Genomic DNA, 17268 nt, shown 5'->3' with positions numbered 1-17268 from the left:
CCCAGGGCATGAGCCGCGAACACGGCGACGGCGTCGCCCTCACTGTGAAGGGTGCGGACAAACGCGATGCCGGTCGCGGTGTCGCACGACTGCCGGAGGCCGCACGGAACCGACTCGGCATCCTCAGCGGCGATCCCGTCATCGTCCAGGGGAGTCGCGAGACGGTCGTGAAGATGTGGCCGATGGCCGACGGCGACAGCGACGTCGTCAAGATCGACGCGGACACGCGCGCGAACGCCGGCGTCAACATCGGCGACACCGTCACGGTCTCCACGACCACCGTCGCCGATGCGTCACTCGTCTCCGTTCGCCCGACCTCGCAACTGCCGGACGGCGACGACGTCGAATCGACCGTCAAATCGGGCTTGCTCGACCGCCCGATTCGGGAGGGAGAGCGAGTCCACGTGGACGGTCTCGGCGTCGTGGTCGTCTCGTTGACCGACCCCGACGGACCGGTGAGAGTGACCGAGGAGACCGACTTGACCGTCCACGACGGGATCGACCTCGATCTGGGAGCGGGACAGCAGTCCCCTCCGGCGCAGTCCGCTGACAGCGAGGGCGGCGAGTCGCGGGACGCCACGGACCTGGGCGTCACGTACGAGGACATCGGCGGTCTCGACGACGAACTCGAGCAGGTCCGGGAGATGATCGAACTCCCGCTGTCGGACCCCGACCTGTTCCGGCGACTGGGCATCGATCCGCCGAAGGGCGTGTTGCTGTACGGACCACCTGGAACGGGAAAGACGCTTATCGCTCGTGCCGTGGCCAACGAGGTCGACGCTCACTTCCAGACGATTTCGGGACCGGAGATCGTCTCGAAGTACAAGGGCGAGAGCGAGGAGAAACTCCGCGAAGCGTTCCAGGAGGCCGAGGCGAACGCGCCGTCGATCCTCTTCGTAGACGAGATCGACTCCATCGCGGGCACCCGCGACGAGGACGCCGACATGGAGAACCGCGTCGTCGCCCAGTTGCTGACGCTTCTGGACGGCCTCGAAGAGCGCGGCCGCGTCATCGTCATCGGGGCGACCAACCGCGTCGACGCCATCGACCCCGCGCTGCGTCGCGGCGGCCGCTTCGACCGCGAGATCGAAATCGGCGTGCCGGGCGAACACGGGCGGCGGGAAATTCTCGACGTGCACACGCGCGGGATGCCGCTCGACGACGACGTCGATCTGGACTGGCTCGCCGGACGGACCCACGGGTTCGTCGGGGCGGACGTCGGCTCGCTGGTGACCGAAGCGGCGATGGTCGCGCTTCGCCGGACGCGCGAGGAACCGGTCGTCGCCCGCGCGGACTTCGAGACGGCGCTGGCGGCAGTCGATCCCTCGGCGATGCGCGAGTACGTCGCCGAGACGCCCGACGTCGGATTCGACGACGTAGGTGGCTTGACAGAAGCCAAGACGCGCCTCGAAGAGGCCGTCGAGTGGCCGCTCAGCTACCGGGCGCTGTTCGAGGCGACCCACACCGATCCCCCGTCCGGCGTCCTGCTCCACGGGCCGCCGGGCACGGGCAAAACGTTGCTGGCCCGGGCTCTCGCCGGCGAGAGCGACGTCAACTTCATCCACGTGGCCGGGCCGGAACTGCTCGACAAGTACGTCGGTGAGAGCGAGAAGGCCGTGCGCGAAGTGTTCGAGCGCGCCCGGCAGGCCGCCCCGTCGATCGTCTTCTTCGACGAGATCGACGCCATCGCCGGCCGTCGCGGCGAGGGGAACGAGGCGACCGAACGGGTCGTCTCCCAACTGCTGACGGAACTGGACGGGCTGGCCGAGAACCCGAACCTCGTCGTGCTGGCGGCCACGAACCGGCGCGACTCGCTCGACCCCGCGCTGCTTCGACCCGGCAGACTCGAAGCTCACATCGAGGTACCGAACCCCGACGAGGGGGCGCGCCGAGCGATTCTGGGCGTCCACACGCGCGAGAAGCCCCTCGGTGACGCCGTCGATCTCGACGACCTCGCCGCGGAGACGGCGGGACGCTCCGGTGCGGACCTCGAAGCGCTCGTCCGCGAGGCGTCGATGCTCGCCATCCGCGAGTTCGCCGCCGAACACGGTCCCGACGTCGCAACCGATCGAGCCGACGAAGTCGTCATCCGCCGCGAGCACTTCGATGCCGCACTCGAACGAACGGACTCGACGTAACGGTCGGCTCCTCACTCACAGTCCTCTCGTGAGCGCTCGAAACTGCCGTTTGGTAACTATTGGCATTGTTTTCGGACTATTTCAACAGGAACATTTATTATAGATTGGTCTGTACGTCGAGGTAGACACATGATGCCGATCGTACGCGTACGCTGCCTCCTTCTTCACTAGACGCGTCTCGGTATCGCCTTCAAATCGCTGTCCGCTGTCACCATCCCAAACCCATGAGCACACAACACTCGACGACGTCCGCGCCTCGCCAGACACTGCCGTCCCAGACCGAAACGGAGACCGCACCGATGATGTTCTCGACTGAGAACGAAGTCCAGATCGAGGGCCTGTTCACCGCCAAGAGCGACAAGTACCACGTCTAAAACGGCGTTCCGTCGGGCCGATTGTCGTTGCTTTCTCGTGACCTCTCGGTAGACCAGACAGCAGTGTGGATTTATTCCCGTCGCTGTGGATGCGGGACCAATGCGACGCCGACTCGGTGTCCTCGCGACGCTTTTCCTCGTAGTGGTCGCTGGGTGTAACGCACCGGTGGACAGCGAGAGCGACCCGACCGCAGTCCACGGGACTGAATCGAGGGCGCTGGATGGTAGCGCTCCGACCGCGGTGACGACGGTGCCCGCGACGCAGGAACCGCGCCGTGCCGCGGGGAACGGCACGCAGACTGCGATCACGCCGACACCGCGGCCTGCCGACGTGGCGGTCTCCGGCGACCTGCCGGTGGACGCCGGGAAGACCTTCGGCCGGGTTCGACAACTCCTCGACGCGCGGGCGGACCCACCGGCGGTCAAGGTGTATTCGGCCACGTCGACGGGGGGAACGTTCGGTGACGTCCAGAACGACGACTTCGAGGCCGTGCTCGGTATCGGTCCGCCACAACCCGTCGAAGACAGCGAGCTCCAGACCAGTGGCATGACGTTCCCGACCGGACGGGTCTTTCTCGCCCCACGAGCGGGACGGGCGCCCGCGATCGAGCGAACGCTCGCCCACGAGTTCACCCACAGTATCCAGTTCGCACAGGGCGACCGAGCGGCGATCAGGGCCGGCCTGGCTGACGACCGACTGTCGACTTCCGACGGCACGCTCACCGCGCGAAGCCTGCTCGAAGGCGCTGCAGTCTACACCGCCAGCGAGTACGTCAGGCGGTATCAGCCTCGCTACCCGACCGAGCGGACGCAGATCAGTCGACTCTACGCGAACGCCACCGGCGGGACGAGGCTCTACTGGGCGGCGTACCACCACGGCGCCGACTACGTCAGCTCGCGGGTCGATGCGCCGGCCGACCTCGGGCGCGTGTATCGAACGCCGCCGTCGACGACGGAGCAACTCCTCCACGGAACCAGGGACTCCCCAGTTCCGCTGGGAGTGTCCGTCCCGGACGGCGACTCCCGGTGGACCGTCAGTCAGCGAGACAGTCGCGGAGAACTGTTCGTGCGGGTCGTTCTCGGGACGGAGGTGCCGAGAGCGCGTGCAGCGGCCGCTGCCGCTGGCTGGGGAAACGACCGGGTCCTTACCTTTCGCGGCGGCAGCGAGCCGTCGTTCGCCTGGATCACCAGGTGGGACGATGCCGCCAACGCGACCGAGTTCGCGACCGTGGCGTCTCAGTTCCTCGACGAACGCACCGCACCCGCCTCCCGAAGTGCAACGACGAATCGGGTCACCTTCCGAATGGAACGGCTCGACGATCGGACCGTGGTGCTGCTGGCAGGCTCGGATCGGTTCGTGTCCGAGACGAGCGTCCAGACCGAGCCGTCCAGCGTCGTCGTGCGACCGCCTCGCCGGCGCTAGCTCACGCGAAGCCGAGCGTTTTCAGGCCGCCGAACTCGAAGAGGTAGTAGTACAGTTGGACCAGCCCAGCGAGAACCATCACGGCCCCCGCGGCGCGCGTAATCACGCCGGTCCTGGCCGAGAGCTGTCGAACGAGCGTGTCCCGGCCGAGCGCCGAGAGCATCGTCACGCCGATCATCAGGACGCTCATCCCCGCTGCGTACGCGCCGAGCGTCACGATCGTGGCCGCTGGCCCACTGTTCAGCGAGAGCGAAACGATCGCGACGAAAAACGGTGCGGTACAGCCGGCAGCGGCCGCGGCGTAGATGACGCCGAACAGGACGTAGCCCAGCACCGAGCGCCGGCGCTCGGGCAGTTGGACGTGGAGCGAGGACGCCTGGAGTCGGCCCGTCGCCATCCCGATACCGAGCCCGATCAACAACAGGCCGACGACGAGTTCGAGCAGGCCCACGTGGCCGAGGATCTGCGTCCCGGCGGCGATGGCGACGCCTGCCAACGCCGCGTACACGAGGAAGAATCCGAGGCTGGTGAAGAGCCCGACGAGAGCCGCCCGTCCGAGCCGCAACGGAAGCGTGCCTTCGGGCGTATCGCCGCCGGTCTTGCCGAGATAGTAGCCGACGTAGCCGGGCAACAGCGGGAACGCACAGGGCGCGAAGAACGTGGCGGTCCCGAGCCCGAAAGCGAAGCCGAGACGAAGCGACGCCAGATCGATCATTGCTGGGCGGCGTCGATGTTCGACTGGATGGTTTCTGCCTTCGCGAGGCCCTTGTGTCGCCACACTTCCTCGCCGTCCGCGTCGATGATCACCATGGTCGGGAGCCCGTTGATCCCGTACTGCTCGCTCGTTTTCAGTTTGGTGTCCGCGGCGACCGGCCAGGTCCCCTCGTACTGCCGCCAGAACTCTCTGACGCCGTCGAGTTCGTTCTCCCAGGTGATCGACAGCATGTGCAGATCGGGGGAATTCGAGCGGACCGTTCGCAGTTCCGCCATCTGTGGCTTGCAGGGCTCACAGTACGTCGCGAAGAAATCTAACAGGGCTACTTCGCCGGACGGCTGGACCCGAATCCGGTCACCGGGTGAACCGCCGACGTCGAGCGTCTGGAGCGATATCGGTTGCGGAGTGGTTTCCGACCCGTTCGACAACCCGGGGATCTGGGTACAGCCCGCCAGTGCGGCGACGGCCGTGGCGCTCCCGGCGAGGAACCCTCGACGGCCCGTGTCCTCCATGACTCGACCTCGGTGACCCGAATAGAAAAGTAGCACGCCATCTGTGCCACAGTGATACACAACAACTCACACACCGCTGCGAGTCCGAACCGTTACCTTTGAAATTCCAACATGTGGAAGGGCCGGTCGATGACTGCGACGGCCGACCGAGTGAGTTGGGGGGCTGGAATCGTAGCGCCAGTCGTGACGCTCGGCGCGATCTTCGTCGCCACGCTGCTCTCGCCCCAGTTCTCCTGGACCGGCAACGCCCTCTCGAACCTCGGAACGACGATCAGTACTGCGTCGACCCCGACGACCCGCCTCGTGTTCAACGGCGGATTGATCGCCGGCGGCTTCGTAGGGCTCTGGTTCGGCTACGCCCTCGTGGGCGCCGCGCGCAATCGCATCGAACTCGTCGGCGTCGCGCTGTTCGGCCTGGTTCTGGTCGCGCTCGTCCTGATCGGCGTCTTCCCGCAGGGGACCGACCCGCACGTGCCGGTCGCTATCGCGTTCTACGTCTTGCTGTCGATCGCCCTGTGGACCTACGGCGTCGGGAACGTCGTTGCCGGTGACCGAGTTCGCGGCGTCGCGACGATCCTGGCGGGCGGTCTGAACGGCGCCACCTGGGCGGTCTGGATCGCGACCGGTGCCCTTCTCAGACCCGGACTGGCGCTGCCAGAAATCGTGGGTGCGGTGCTGTTTGCCGGATGGGCCGTCGGGACGAGCCTGGACGTGCGCGCGAGACTCGGCTCTGATCCAGCCGCCGGGCCGTAGCGTCGCTCCCCCGCCGATCACTCGTACTGTTTCGCGAACATCGCGATGCTCTCGTCGGGGCCGGCGACGACGAGACTGTCGTCGGTGGCGAACTCGAAGTCCGGGTCGAAGTCGGTGAACACGTCCCCGTTGCGCTCGATCGCGATGACCGTACAGCCGGTCTGGGCGCGGATGTCCGCCCCGGCCAGGGTCTGACCGGCCAGACCGTTGGCGTCGAACCGGATGACTTCGACCTGTTGATCCAGCGAGATGACGTCCTCGCCCAGGATGGTCGAAGCCAGCATTCGGCCGCTGACGGTCGCAAGCGCCAGGACGTAGTCCGCGCCGGCCTGGTAGAGTTTCCTGACGCTCTCGGTCTCGTCCGCCCGGGCGATGATCTCGACTTCGGGATTGAGTTCCCTGACCACCAGCGTCGCGAAGATGGTCATCGTGTCGTCCGGCAGCGCGAGGATGACGGTGCTGGCGTCGTCGACGCCCGCTTCCCGCAGGTCGTCCTGGTCGGTCATGTCGCCGACGAAGTCGACCCCGTTGCGCTCCTCCGTGTCGATGGTGACCGACGAGATGCCCGCCGTCTCGAGGATCGACTCGATCGTGGACCCGACCTCCCCGTAGCCGCCGATGACGACGTTCCCGCCGCCTTTCGGTCGTGTCTCGGAGAGCGTGAGTTCTTTGAGCGTTTCGAGTTGGTCTTCCTGCCCGGCGACCAACAGGATCGTCTGTTCGTCGATGCGGGCGTCTGGGGAGGGCGGGCTGACGAACTCGCCGCGGAACCACGCGCCGATCACGTTCGCGCCGGTCCGTTCGCGAATGCCGCTCTCCGCGACGGTCTTGTCCGTGAGTTCGCTGCCGTACTGGACGGGCAACTCGGCGATTTCGAAGTCCTCGCCGATCTCGATGGCGTCGCCGACGTTCGCAGTGATGCCACGGGTCACTTTCTCGGCGAGGCTCTCGCCGATGAGCGTCCGCGGCGAAAACACGTAGTCGGCTCCCGCGTACTCGTGATACGCTGCGAGATCGGGATCCTTGACGAAGGTGATGAGCGTGGTGTCCGGTGCGAGCTGGTTCGCCGTCAGCGCGACCGACGGATTCGTCTCGTCGTCGATGTCCACGACGACTGCCTGCGCGTCACTGATCCGCGCGTTCTCCAGCGTCTGCTGCGTTTCTGGATCTCCGTGCAACACGGGCACGTTCGATTCGAACAGTTCGACGGCCCGGTCACGATCGGGAACCACGACGACGTACGGAATATTGAGAATGTCGAGTTCCTCGGTGAGTTTCTGTCCGCGTGAGGTGTACGAGCAGATGACGACGTGGTCTGTGAGGTCGACCTCCCCCGCCGGGGGCGTCGTCGAGAGTCGCTCTTCGATCCAGGGCGCGATAAACAGCGGGAGCGCCATGAAGATGACGAACACGCCGGTCGCCATCATCGAGACCATCAACAGCTCCATTTCCGTCGTCTGCCAGGGGGCGTCCTCGCCGAACCCCACTGTCGTGAACGTCTGGACGACGACGAGGAGCGCTTCGGGGAACGACCGCGGCCGGTTCTCCAAGGCCTCCATTCCCCACATGTACACCAGCGTGTACAGGAGAATGAGTCCGTGAATGAGCGTCAGATAATAGAGCGCTCGTCGTCGTCGCCGACCCATATCACCCCCTGTGCCCGTCGGTGGTATAACGGTTCGGTTCGCTGTCCTCGCCGAGCCAAACATCTATATCGCTCCCGGCGCGTGATAGCGTGTGTCACGAGAGATCACCCACGACGCGACCGGACCGAAGATCGTAGACGAGGACGACATCGGCGAGAAAGGCGACATCGCCATCTGCATGTGTGGTCTGTCGGGCAACTACCCGTTCTGTGACGGCTCCCACGAGGCCACCGCCGACGAAGACGAGGACGTCCGCTACAAGTACGAGGGCGACGACGACGAGAATCCGCGCCACGAGATCGAAGAGATCGTCTTCGCCAACGACGAGGACTGACGCCGCCAGGTTGTTTCTTCGGGCCGTCGTATCGCCGTCCGCCGGTTTCTAACTCGATTTTTCACACGAAGGAAACCGGGATTACATGTGAACCTCGGCTTATTCCCTGTTTTGTGGGTCATGTACACACGAGATGACTCAGTCAACGAACAGCCACTCGGGCCAGCTCGAAGCGCCCGAACTCACAGCTGACGACGTATTGCAGGTGCCCGACCCTCACTTCACTGATGAGAACGTCGCCATCGTCACCGGTGCGGCGTCGGGGATCGGTCGCGCGACTGCGCTGGTCCTGGCCGCGAACGGCCTGACGACGGTCGCGACGGACGTGGACGAAGACGGTCTGTCCGACACGGTCGAGAAGAGCGAAGCACTCGACGTCGACGGGGAGGTCGTCCAGGCGACGGCCGACCTGACCGACGACGGGGCTCTCGAGGCACTCGTCGACGTGGCCGCCGAGGAAGGACAGATTCGATTCCTGGCCAACATCGCTGGCCTCCAGCACATCTCGCCCATCGACGAGTTCCCGATGGACATGTGGGACACGATGTACCAGGTGATGCTCCGGGCGCCGATGTACCTGAGCAAGCTGACGCTGCCCCACATCAAGGACTCCGACGACGGCCACGGAGTCATCGGCAACATGGCCTCCGTACACGGCCACTACGTGACCCAGGACAAGGCCGCGTACAACACGATGAAGTTCGGACTGCGGGGGCTCACGCAGTCGATCGCGGCCGAGAGCGACGGGAACTTCCGCTCGTTCTCGGTGAGCACGGGCTACGTCAAGACCCAGCTCGTCCTCGATCAGATCGCCGACACCGCCGAATCGCGCGGCATCTCCGAGCAGGAGGTCGTCGAGGACGTCATGCTCGGCCAGGCGCGTCTGAAAGAGATGATGGAGCCCGTCGAAGTGGGCAACCTCTTCGCGCTCGGGTTCTCGAACCACGCTCGCCACCTCAACGGAGGTGACCTGCTATGGGACGGTGGCTACGTGCACACGTACGAATGACCGTCCTGCGGACCAGCCGCAGGTCGGAGGTGACGAACTGATGTTGGACCGCAAGATCGACATCTCCGACCTGACGACGCCGTTGATGGTCGCTAGTGGCCTCCTCTGGCTGGCCGTCCTCGTCCTCGGCCTGACCGGGTACTGGTTCGTGGGCCTGCTCGTGTCGGCGTTCCTCTTCCACCCGTGGTTCATCATCGGCGCGAGTTCCCGTCAGGAGATCCCGGTGAAATTGCTCGTTTACCCCCTGGGTGTCTGGACGGTCCTCCAGCTCGGTGCGTTCGGTCTCGCCGAGTACTTCTCCGGGTCGTACGCCGGCGGCTCGGCCGGCCTCATCACGGGCATGCACCCCTCGTTCGCAGCGGTGTACTGGCTCTACTGGATCGGCGGGTTCATGACGGTCGCGCTGACGTTCGGCCTGTACTACCGTCGGTACTACCTCCCGGAAGGCCGCTGGGACGAGTTCATCGAAGAAGTCGAGGAAGCGAAAGCTGCTCAGGCCGACGAGGGCGACGTGGTCGAGGACGCGCCGACGCCCGGTGAGGCGCCGGACGGGGAGGTGACCAGCTGATGGTCGACGTGCTCGTCGTCGGCTTCGTCGTGGCGTTCATCATCTCGGTGATGGGCGTCGGCCTGTACAGCCAGCGCCTGATCGAATCCTCCGACCAGTACTACGGCGCGACCAAACTCTTCGGAGCGGCCGTCATCACCCTCGCGAGTATGTCGGGCATCATGAGCGCGTTCGGGTTCGTCGGCGGCCCCGGACTGGTTTACAGCATGGGCACGTCCTCGCTGTGGATGACGTTCGCCGCCGGCATCGGGTTCGCGATGGCCTACTGGGTCATCGGGAAACGCGTCCGCGGCATGGCCGACGTGGCCGACATCGGGACGCTCGGCGACGTGGTGGACGTGCGGTTCGACAGCGGGGCGATCCGCGGCCTGCTCGCGATCACGATCTTCATGGCCTGCTGGGCGTACCTCGCCTCGCAGGTTGCCGGCGGTGGCTACGTCCTCGCCGAACTGCTCGGCGTGAGCGTGGAAGTCGCCGTCTGGTTGGTCTTCGGCCTGATGATCCTCTACATCACGGTCGGGGGCATGGCGTCCGCTCAACTCGCCGGCGCGTACACCGGCGCGGTGATGCTGATCGGTGTCGTCGGCGTCGTCTTCGGGTTCTTCCAGGTCGCCACCGGCATGGAGAACCTGACTGTGACCGTCGCCTCGGCTGGCGAGGTCACCGCCGGTGACGTGACCAAGGCGTTCACGCCGCAACTGCTCGACGGCTGGGGGCTCGCCAAGGGCTCCGCGCCCGGCCTGCTGCTGATCTGGCCCATCGCGTTCTCGATCGGCGTCATGGGCCAGCCCCAGGTCCTCCAGCGGATGTTCTCCATCGACGATCCCGAAGGCCTGCGCACGGTCGGCCTCATCAGCGGCGTCACCTACGCCGTCGGGAGCCTACTGTGGATGCTCATCGGCTTCGTCGCGCTGTTCATGGTCGCGAACGGTGACGTCGCGGCCTTCGCGAACCCCGACCTCGCGGTGTTCAAGTTCGTCAACCGGCTCCACATCGTCCTGCAGATGATCATCTACGCGGGCCTGGTCGCGGCCATCATGTCGACGGCCGGGTTCTTCATGTCGCTGGCGTCCGGCGCCATCGCTCGTGACCTGACCCGCGCGATGGGCATCGACCTCTCGGACGGCTCGGAGACCTGGGTCGGCCGCGTGACCGTCGTCGTCATCGGCGTCGGCTCCGTGCTCTTCGGGCTGTACGGCGGGGAACTCGTGGCCATCCTCGGCAGCTTCGGCTGGGGGACGTTCATGAGCGGGACGCTCCCGGCGGTCATCATCGGCCTCCTCTGGCAAGGGGCCAGCCGCGAGGGCGTCACTGCCGGCCTCGTGGTCTCGATCGCCCTGAACGTCGTTTTGCTGGCGTGGACACAGATGGGGAACGCGCTCCCGCTCGGCATCGACTTCTACTTCGTGGCCACGGCCGCGGCCATCGTGACCACGATCTTCGTCTCGCTGGTCACGAACGGCGCCAGCGGCGAGAACGTCCCCGAACACGTCAAACCGGTGTTCGACCTATGACGGAGGTGATCTAGGATGATCTGGCTCGTCGGCTTCGTCGCCATGGTCGTGGCGACGCTGATCGTCCTGTTCAGCAAAATCTGAGCCCGTCGGTCGAGTGGCCGCCAGCTGGCGTCACCGACCGAGATTCGAGACGAGGTCGTCGAACGGTGAGACGCCCTTCGAGTCCGGGCCGCCGTCGGCCTCGTCGACGAGTGCGATCAACTGTTCGAGGACTTTGCGCTGGCTTCGCCGGAGGTTCTTCGAGGTGGCGTTTTTCGAGATGTCGAACTCGTCGGCGAGCTCGCCGAGATTCGCACCGCGCGGCGTCTCGAAGTAACCAGCTTCCATCGCAGCGAGCAGCGTCTCCCGCTCACGGTCCGTGAGGTTCCACAGCCCCCTGAGCAGGTCGCGGATCGAATCGAGGTTCTGCATGATCTCGTGGTAGTCCACGATGTCGATGCTCGTCTGCCCGTCCACCTCGAACTCGTTGTTCCGCTCCAGCTCCGAGAGCGCGTCGTCGGCGTCTTCCGGCCAGTCGAAGCCGATGTTCCACAGCTCGCTCCCGTCCTCGATGACGAACGGCCCGGTGACGTACCCGTTGTTGTCGAGGATCGTGCTCATCGCCTCCGTTTCGTCGATCCGGGAGTGGATCTGTGCCGCCCCGGCCTTCTTCCCCAGGACGTTCATCTCCTCCAGGTTGTCCTCGCCTTGCAGCTGTTTGAGCGCCTGCGTCAGGTCCTCGTTCGACTGCCCGGTGACGAGCATCCGCGACTCCAGCGCGCGACGATCGTGTCTGAACTCCCAGTGTTGCGTGTAGAACGTCACGTCGTAATCGAACGTGGTCCGGATGTACGGACAGTCGTACTGGATCATATCGAGCTGGAGGGACTGCATACTCAGCGCTTTCTCATTTAAGCACAAAAGGTATATGGAAGGCCTCCAGTAAATGGTGATTTTTAAATAAGAACGATTGTCAAAACGGCCGATTCGAAACCCCACGAACACTTTTCTCGGTCGGATTCGACCCCACGGAGGATGACTGCCATCGAGACTGTCGGGCTGACCAAACGCTTTGGCGACCTCGAGGCACTCGCCGACCTTTCCCTGACTGTTCCGGAGGGAGAACTGTTCGCGCTCCTGGGGCCGAACGGCTCCGGGAAGACGACGACCATCGAGATCCTGACCGGGCAGCTCGAGCCGTCCGCTGGTACGGCCAGCGTCCTGGGTCACGACCCCGTCTCCGATCCGCTGGCCGTCCGTCGCGCCGTCGGTATCCTGCCGGAACGGGAGGATCCGCCGAGTTTCCTGACGCCGCGAGAGTATCTCGAGTTCGTCGGGACGGTCAGGAACCTCCCGGACGTCACGGAACAGATCGACGAGTGGGCGGAGCGATTCGAGTTCCGCGAGAAGCTCGATACGCTGGCGACCGACCTCTCGGAGGGTGAACGCCAGCGCGTCATGCTCGCCGCCGCGTTCGTCCACGAGCCCGATCTGGTGTTTATCGACGAACCCCTCGTGAATCTGGACCCGCTCATGCAGGAACAGATCAAGGGTCACTTCCGGGAGTACTGCGAGCGCGGGAACACGGTCTTTCTCTCGACGCACTTCATCGAGGTCGCCGACGAGCTGTGCACCCAGGTCGCGATCGTCAGCGACGGCCGACTCGTCGCAGAGTGCAATCCCCAGGAACTCGACGACGAGCGGCTGCTCGACGTGTTCCGCGCGGAAGTGGGCGCTACTGAACCGGCCACCCAGCAGGTGTCCGACTGACCAGCGATGTCGCTCACGCTCCAGCTGTTTCGGCGGATGCTTCGCGAGGAGTGGCGACTCCACGAGGAACTGTTCGGCGGCCGCCGGTTCGGCTCGTTCCCCGTCGTCGTCCTGGCGCTCGCAGCCGGCGGCTTCGAGTTACTCCGGATCACTGGTACTGACTTCGACGCCGTCGTCGCTGGCCTCCACGGCCTCGTCTTCTTCTTCGGGCTCCAGGTGGGAACTATCGGACTCGTCGGTCGCGACGCACTCCGGGACGTTCTCGGCGACGTGACGCTGCTCGTGTTCTCGGCCCGGACGCTGCCAGTGTCGTGGAACCGCCTGTTGACCGTCTTCCTGCTCAAGGACCTGGTGTACTACGCGGCGTTCTTCCTCGCACCACTCGGCGTCGCTGTCGTCCCGAGCGCACTTGGTGCGGGCGTCTCACTGGCTCAGATTGCGCTCGTCTGGGTCACGCTCGTCGGGGCGTTCGCCCTCGGCGTGACGCTGAGCCTGACGCTCGCCGGCCTCGCCACGCGGAGCAAACTCGCTGTCGTCGCGCCGGTAGCGGCGGTAGCGGCTGCCACCGTCGTAATCGGGATCGACGTCCTCGCGTACACGCCGCTCGTCGCGTATCGAGAGCCGTCGCTGCTCGCGGCTGTCCGCGGCTTCGCACCGGTGGTCGTGTTCGGGGTGCTGGGACCACTGCTCTTCCGCCCGGCAGCGAGTCGCGCGCAACGGACCGCGCCGGACCGGTTCACCCGGGTGCGGACACTCCTCGGCGACGACAGCGGGCTCACCACGAGGGCGCTGCTCGACGTCACGAGATCCAGCGGCTCGGCCTGGAAGGTGCTGTTCTCCATGGGCGTGCTCTTCGGCGTGACCGCGCTCTTGCTGGACCAGATCACCGCCGCGACCGGTCTCGAACCGTCACCGGGGATCGCCTTCGGGACGCTCCTGGGGCTCGGTGCGTTCACCACGTACAGCTGGGTGATGCAGTTCGACGACGCAACCGAGTACCTCCGCTATCCCGTCTCGATACAGGCCGTCTTCGCGGGCAAGCGTCGCGCGTACGTGCTCCTGTCGCTCCCGGCGGGATTGGTCTATCTGGCGGTCGCAGCGCTGTGGTACCGGCCGGTAGAACTGGCCGTCGGCGTCGTCGTGTTGCCACTGATCGCGACCTACGTCTACGGCGTGACGGCCTTCGTCGCTGGACTCTCGCCGACGGAGTTACTGTTCGATACCGTGTTGTTCCTGGGGTTCGGGACGGCGCTCGCCGTCGTGGCGATTCCACTGTTGGTCGCAGCGCTCGTCTATCCGACCGCACCGACTGCCACGACGGTCCTCGCGTTCTGTCTGTCGCTCGGCGCTGGTGCGATCGGCTGGTGGTTGGCAGCGCGCGCCGGGCCGCGATGGGAGCGACGGTTACGACATTGATCCTGGCGAATTATAGATAGAACAAACACATGTTTCGCAGACTATTTGGATGGGGAACGAGTTCGTGGGAGTAGTGGTACCGGTGCATCCCGTCTCCGTCACGATTCCGGTTGCGCGTCGAGTCGTCCGTTCCCATCAGGCTGGTGACTATGTCTGAGGACATCCGTCTCCTGATGGTCGACGACAGCGAGTTCTTCGCCGAGATGACGGCCCAGACGTTACGCGAGGAACACGGGATGACGACCTTCTGGGAGACGAGCGCGGAGGACGCGCTGGCGTTTCTCGACGACACGGAGATCGACTGCATCGTCAGCGACTACGAGATGCCAGGCGCCAACGGCCTCGAATTTCTCGAGATGGTCACCGAGCGACATGGCGACGTCCCGTTCATCCTTCTGACCGGCCGCGGAACCGAAGAGATCGCGTCCAGAGCGATCGCCGCCGGCGTGTCGGACTACATCCTCAAGCTCGAAGTCGTCGAAGACCAACAGTATCAACAGTTGGCAAACCGCGTCAGGAGTGCCGTCACCCAGCGGCGAGCACAGCGCCGCTACGAACTGCTCGTCAACAACACGCCGGACGCCGTGGCACAGGTCGCTGCCGACGGCGAGATCATCGCGGCCAACCCGGCGATGGCGGAGTTCGCGTCGGTCTCGCGCGAGGAACTCGTCGGCCGAGACATCGTCGAGCAACTGCCAGATGGCATCGGCAACCAGTGGCTGACCGTCGGTCAGACGGTGATCGAGGAACGAACCGCCCAGCGCACGGAGACGGAGTTCGACGGTCGGCACTTCCACAACATCTTCGCGCCGGTCGACATTCGGACCGAACGCGACACGTTTCAGCTCATCGCCAGGGACGTCACAGAGCGCGTCGAGCGCGAGCGGGAACTGGAACGGCAGAACGAACGGCTCGACGAGTTCGCCAGCATGGTCTCCCACGACCTGCGCAACCCCCTCGACGTCGCCGAGATGAACCTCTCCATGCTGGCCGAGCAGTTCGACGAGCGACCGGCCGAATTCGACCGGATCGAAGCGTCCCATCAGCGGATGGCGACGCTCATCGACGACGTGCTGACGCTGGCCCGGCAGGGCGCGACCGTCGAGGACCCGGAACCGACGCCCCTCGAACAGACCATCCAGCAAGTCTGGCCCTACGTCGAGTCGGGCGAGACCGACCTGGTCGTGGACGCGACGGGGACCATCGAGGCCGACGCCGGCCGTTTCCAGGAACTGCTGAGTAACATCTTTCGGAACGCCGTCGAACACGGCGACGCCGCGACGATCACCGTAAACACCCTCGAGGACGGTTTTTACGTCGCCGACGACGGGCGCGGCATCCCAGAGAGCGAGCGGGACAACGTGTTCGACACTGGATACTCGACAGCCGACGACGGGACCGGGTTCGGGCTGGCGATCGTCGAACAGATCGCCGACGCCCACGGCTGGACAGTGTCGGTGACTGCGAGCGACGAGGGCGGTGCCCGCTTCGAGATCACCGGCGTCACCTATCTCTGAGCCGGATCGCTCGTTTCCGATTCGGCCTGCCGCATCCGAGGACGTTATCACCGCTCCGTCCGCCTTGAAAGCCAATGAGCTACCGCGGCGCAGTTCTCGACCTCGACGGCACAGTGTACCGAGGCACCGATCCCCTCCCCGGCGCGGTCGAGGCTATCGATTCGTTTCGGGCTGCCGACCTCTCGCTGCTCTTTTTCTCCAACAACCCGACGAAGACGCGCCGAGAGTACGTGAACCGGCTCGGCGAGATGGGCATCGCGATCGACGTCGAGGAGGTCCTGTCGGCCGGCACCGTCACGACGGACTACCTCGCGACCGAACACGCCGACGACGACCTCTTTCTCATCGGGTCGCCGTCGCTGCGCGACCAGTTCGAGGCTGCTGACCTCTCGCTCGTCGCGGACGCCGAGGCGGCCGACGTCCTCGTCGCGTCCTGGGACGGCGAGTTCGACTACGGGTCGCTGACCGCCGGCCTCCGCGCGCTCCAGGACGACGAGACGACGTTCATCGGGTCAGATCCCGACCGCGTCGTTCCCTCCGGCGACGACAGCCTCATTCCGGGCTCGGGGGCGATCATCGGGGCCATCGAAGCGACTGCCGACCGCGCCGTCGACCGCGTGATGGGGAAACCGTCTCCCGAAGCGGTCGACGCAGCGACCGCGGCACTCGATCTCCCGCCCGAGGAGTGTCTGCTCGTCGGCGACCGGCTGGACACCGACGTCGCGCTCGGCGAACGCGCCGGCATGACGACCGTGCTCGTGCTCACCGGCATCACGGAGCGAGCGGACGTTGCCAGGAGCGAGTTCGCGCCGGACCACGTCGTCGACTCGCTCGCTGACGTGCCGGCGCTGCTGGAGTGACCGGCCGACGCTGCCACTCTCCCGCCCAGCCCGGGTGGCTTTATCACATTGGCAATCGATAGCACACACTGCGTTCCAGTGCGGACGCGTGTATATCATGAGCGGCAAGCGAATCCTACTGATAGCCGGCGACTTCGTCGAAGACTACGAGGTCATGGTACCGTTCCAGGCGCTCCAGGCGGTGGGCCACGAGGTCGACGCCGTCTGTCCCGAGAAAGAAGCCGGGGAGTCGTGCAAGACGGCGATCCACGACTTCCGCGGCGATCAGACGTACGTGGAGTCACGAGGACACGATTTCGAACTGAACGCCACGATGGCCGACGTCGAGCCGGCGGACTACGACGCGCTCGTGGTCCCTGGTGGACGCGCGCCCGAATATCTGCGCACGTACGACGAGGTGCTCGACGCCGTCCGCCACTTCTTCGACGAGGAGAAACCAGTGGCGGCGCTGTGTCACGGCCCGCAGATCCTGGCTGCCGCGGACGTCCTCGACGGCTACGAGATGACCTCGTATCCCGCAGTCCAGGCGGAAGTCGAGGCGGCCGGCTGTTCGTGGGTCGACGGCGTCACGCGAGACCGCAACCTCGTCACCGGGCAGGCCTGGCCGGATCACCCCGAGTGGATCGCGGAGTTCCTCGACGTGCTCGGCACCGACGTCGAACACTCCGAGCCCGCCGTGGCAGCCGACGACTGACTCGGTGCCGTCGCGATAGCGACCGAACACGTCAACGTTTTTC

The 17268-nt window shown here is 65.5% G+C and carries 17 protein-coding genes; 13 read left to right on the top strand and 4 right to left on the bottom strand.

The genetic code is table 11. From position 1 onward, the window contains the following. Positions 1–8: 8 nt before the first annotated feature. From MU553_RS00345 to MU553_RS00335, 3 genes are all read left to right on the top strand, one after another. Entirely contained in the window at positions 9–2138 is a 2130-nt protein-coding gene (locus tag MU553_RS00345) for a CDC48 family AAA ATPase (RefSeq protein WP_247372926.1), read from the top strand. A 224-nt stretch (positions 2139–2362) separates the two neighbouring features. Continuing rightward, positions 2363–2512 carry a hypothetical protein gene (locus MU553_RS00340; protein ID WP_247372924.1) on the top strand — a complete coding sequence of 50 codons (150 nt, stop codon included), beginning with the start codon at positions 2363–2365 and terminating at the stop codon, positions 2510–2512. 100 nt (positions 2513–2612) lie between these two features. Further along, positions 2613–3935: a hypothetical protein gene (locus tag MU553_RS00335; RefSeq protein WP_247372921.1), complete on the top strand. Its 1323-nt coding sequence runs from the start codon at positions 2613–2615 to the stop codon at positions 3933–3935. A gap of 1 nt (position 3936) precedes the next feature. Here MU553_RS00335 and MU553_RS00330 read toward each other — a convergent pair whose 3' ends face one another. Next, the gene (locus MU553_RS00330) at positions 3937–4650 is read right to left on the bottom strand and encodes a cytochrome c biogenesis CcdA family protein (RefSeq protein ID WP_247372917.1); all 714 of its coding nucleotides are present in this window, start codon (positions 4648–4650) and stop codon (positions 3937–3939) included. Beyond that, on the bottom strand, positions 4647–5162 hold the full coding sequence (locus MU553_RS00325) for a TlpA family protein disulfide reductase (RefSeq protein ID WP_247372911.1): 516 nt from the start codon (positions 5160–5162) through the stop codon (positions 4647–4649). Before MU553_RS00325 ends, MU553_RS00330 begins: the two co-directional genes overlap by 4 nt. 129 nt (positions 5163–5291) lie before the next feature. Here MU553_RS00325 and MU553_RS00320 point away from each other — a divergent pair, with 129 nt between their 5' ends. Further along, entirely contained in the window at positions 5292–5915 is a 624-nt protein-coding gene (locus MU553_RS00320; RefSeq protein ID WP_247372907.1) for a DUF998 domain-containing protein, read from the top strand. Positions 5916–5932: 17 nt separating this feature from the next. On the opposite strand, the gene MU553_RS00315 is transcribed toward MU553_RS00320, so the two are convergent. Further along, positions 5933–7561: a potassium channel family protein gene (locus MU553_RS00315; RefSeq protein ID WP_247372901.1), complete on the bottom strand. Its 1629-nt coding sequence runs from the start codon at positions 7559–7561 to the stop codon at positions 5933–5935. A 91-nt stretch (positions 7562–7652) separates the two neighbouring features. Here MU553_RS00315 and MU553_RS00310 point away from each other — a divergent pair, with 91 nt between their 5' ends. From MU553_RS00310 to MU553_RS00295, 4 genes are all read left to right on the top strand, one after another. Beyond that, the gene (locus tag MU553_RS00310; RefSeq protein ID WP_247372881.1) at positions 7653–7895 is read left to right on the top strand and encodes a CDGSH iron-sulfur domain-containing protein; all 243 of its coding nucleotides are present in this window, start codon (positions 7653–7655) and stop codon (positions 7893–7895) included. A 133-nt stretch (positions 7896–8028) separates the two neighbouring features. Beyond that, the gene (locus MU553_RS00305; RefSeq protein ID WP_247372878.1) at positions 8029–8904 is read left to right on the top strand and encodes an SDR family oxidoreductase; all 876 of its coding nucleotides are present in this window, start codon (positions 8029–8031) and stop codon (positions 8902–8904) included. Positions 8905–8944: 40 nt separating this feature from the next. Then, on the top strand, positions 8945–9472 hold the full coding sequence (locus MU553_RS00300; protein WP_247372870.1) for a hypothetical protein: 528 nt from the start codon (positions 8945–8947) through the stop codon (positions 9470–9472). Beyond that, entirely contained in the window at positions 9472–10986 is a 1515-nt protein-coding gene (locus MU553_RS00295) for a sodium:solute symporter family transporter (protein WP_247372867.1), read from the top strand. The genes MU553_RS00300 and MU553_RS00295 overlap by 1 nt, the downstream gene beginning before the upstream one ends. Positions 10987–11100: 114 nt before the next feature. Here the strand turns inward: MU553_RS00295 and MU553_RS00290 are convergent, their stop codons facing one another. Continuing rightward, positions 11101–11862 carry a helix-turn-helix domain-containing protein gene (locus MU553_RS00290; RefSeq protein ID WP_247372863.1) on the bottom strand — a complete coding sequence of 254 codons (762 nt, stop codon included), beginning with the start codon at positions 11860–11862 and terminating at the stop codon, positions 11101–11103. 141 nt (positions 11863–12003) lie between these two features. Between MU553_RS00290 and MU553_RS00285 the strand changes: the two genes are divergently transcribed. From MU553_RS00285 to MU553_RS00265, 5 genes are all read left to right on the top strand, one after another. Then, the gene (locus MU553_RS00285; RefSeq protein WP_247372860.1) at positions 12004–12738 is read left to right on the top strand and encodes an ABC transporter ATP-binding protein; all 735 of its coding nucleotides are present in this window, start codon (positions 12004–12006) and stop codon (positions 12736–12738) included. Between the two features lie 6 nt (positions 12739–12744). After that, a complete protein-coding gene (locus MU553_RS00280) occupies positions 12745–14154 on the top strand; it encodes a hypothetical protein (RefSeq protein WP_247372848.1) in 1410 nt (469 codons plus the stop codon). A 149-nt stretch (positions 14155–14303) separates the two neighbouring features. Next, on the top strand, positions 14304–15671 hold the full coding sequence (locus MU553_RS00275) for an ATP-binding response regulator (protein WP_247372844.1): 1368 nt from the start codon (positions 14304–14306) through the stop codon (positions 15669–15671). Between the two features lie 74 nt (positions 15672–15745). Beyond that, a complete protein-coding gene (locus tag MU553_RS00270) occupies positions 15746–16531 on the top strand; it encodes an HAD-IIA family hydrolase (RefSeq protein WP_247372822.1) in 786 nt (261 codons plus the stop codon). Between the two features lie 97 nt (positions 16532–16628). Then, positions 16629–17225: a DJ-1/PfpI family protein gene (locus MU553_RS00265; RefSeq protein WP_247372809.1), complete on the top strand. Its 597-nt coding sequence runs from the start codon at positions 16629–16631 to the stop codon at positions 17223–17225. The last annotated feature ends 43 nt before the right edge of the window (positions 17226–17268 follow it).

This window comes from Halorientalis brevis (assembly GCF_023077655.1).
The sequence above is the reverse complement of the archived record's forward strand: the minus strand, read 5'-3'. Positions and strand labels throughout refer to the sequence as shown.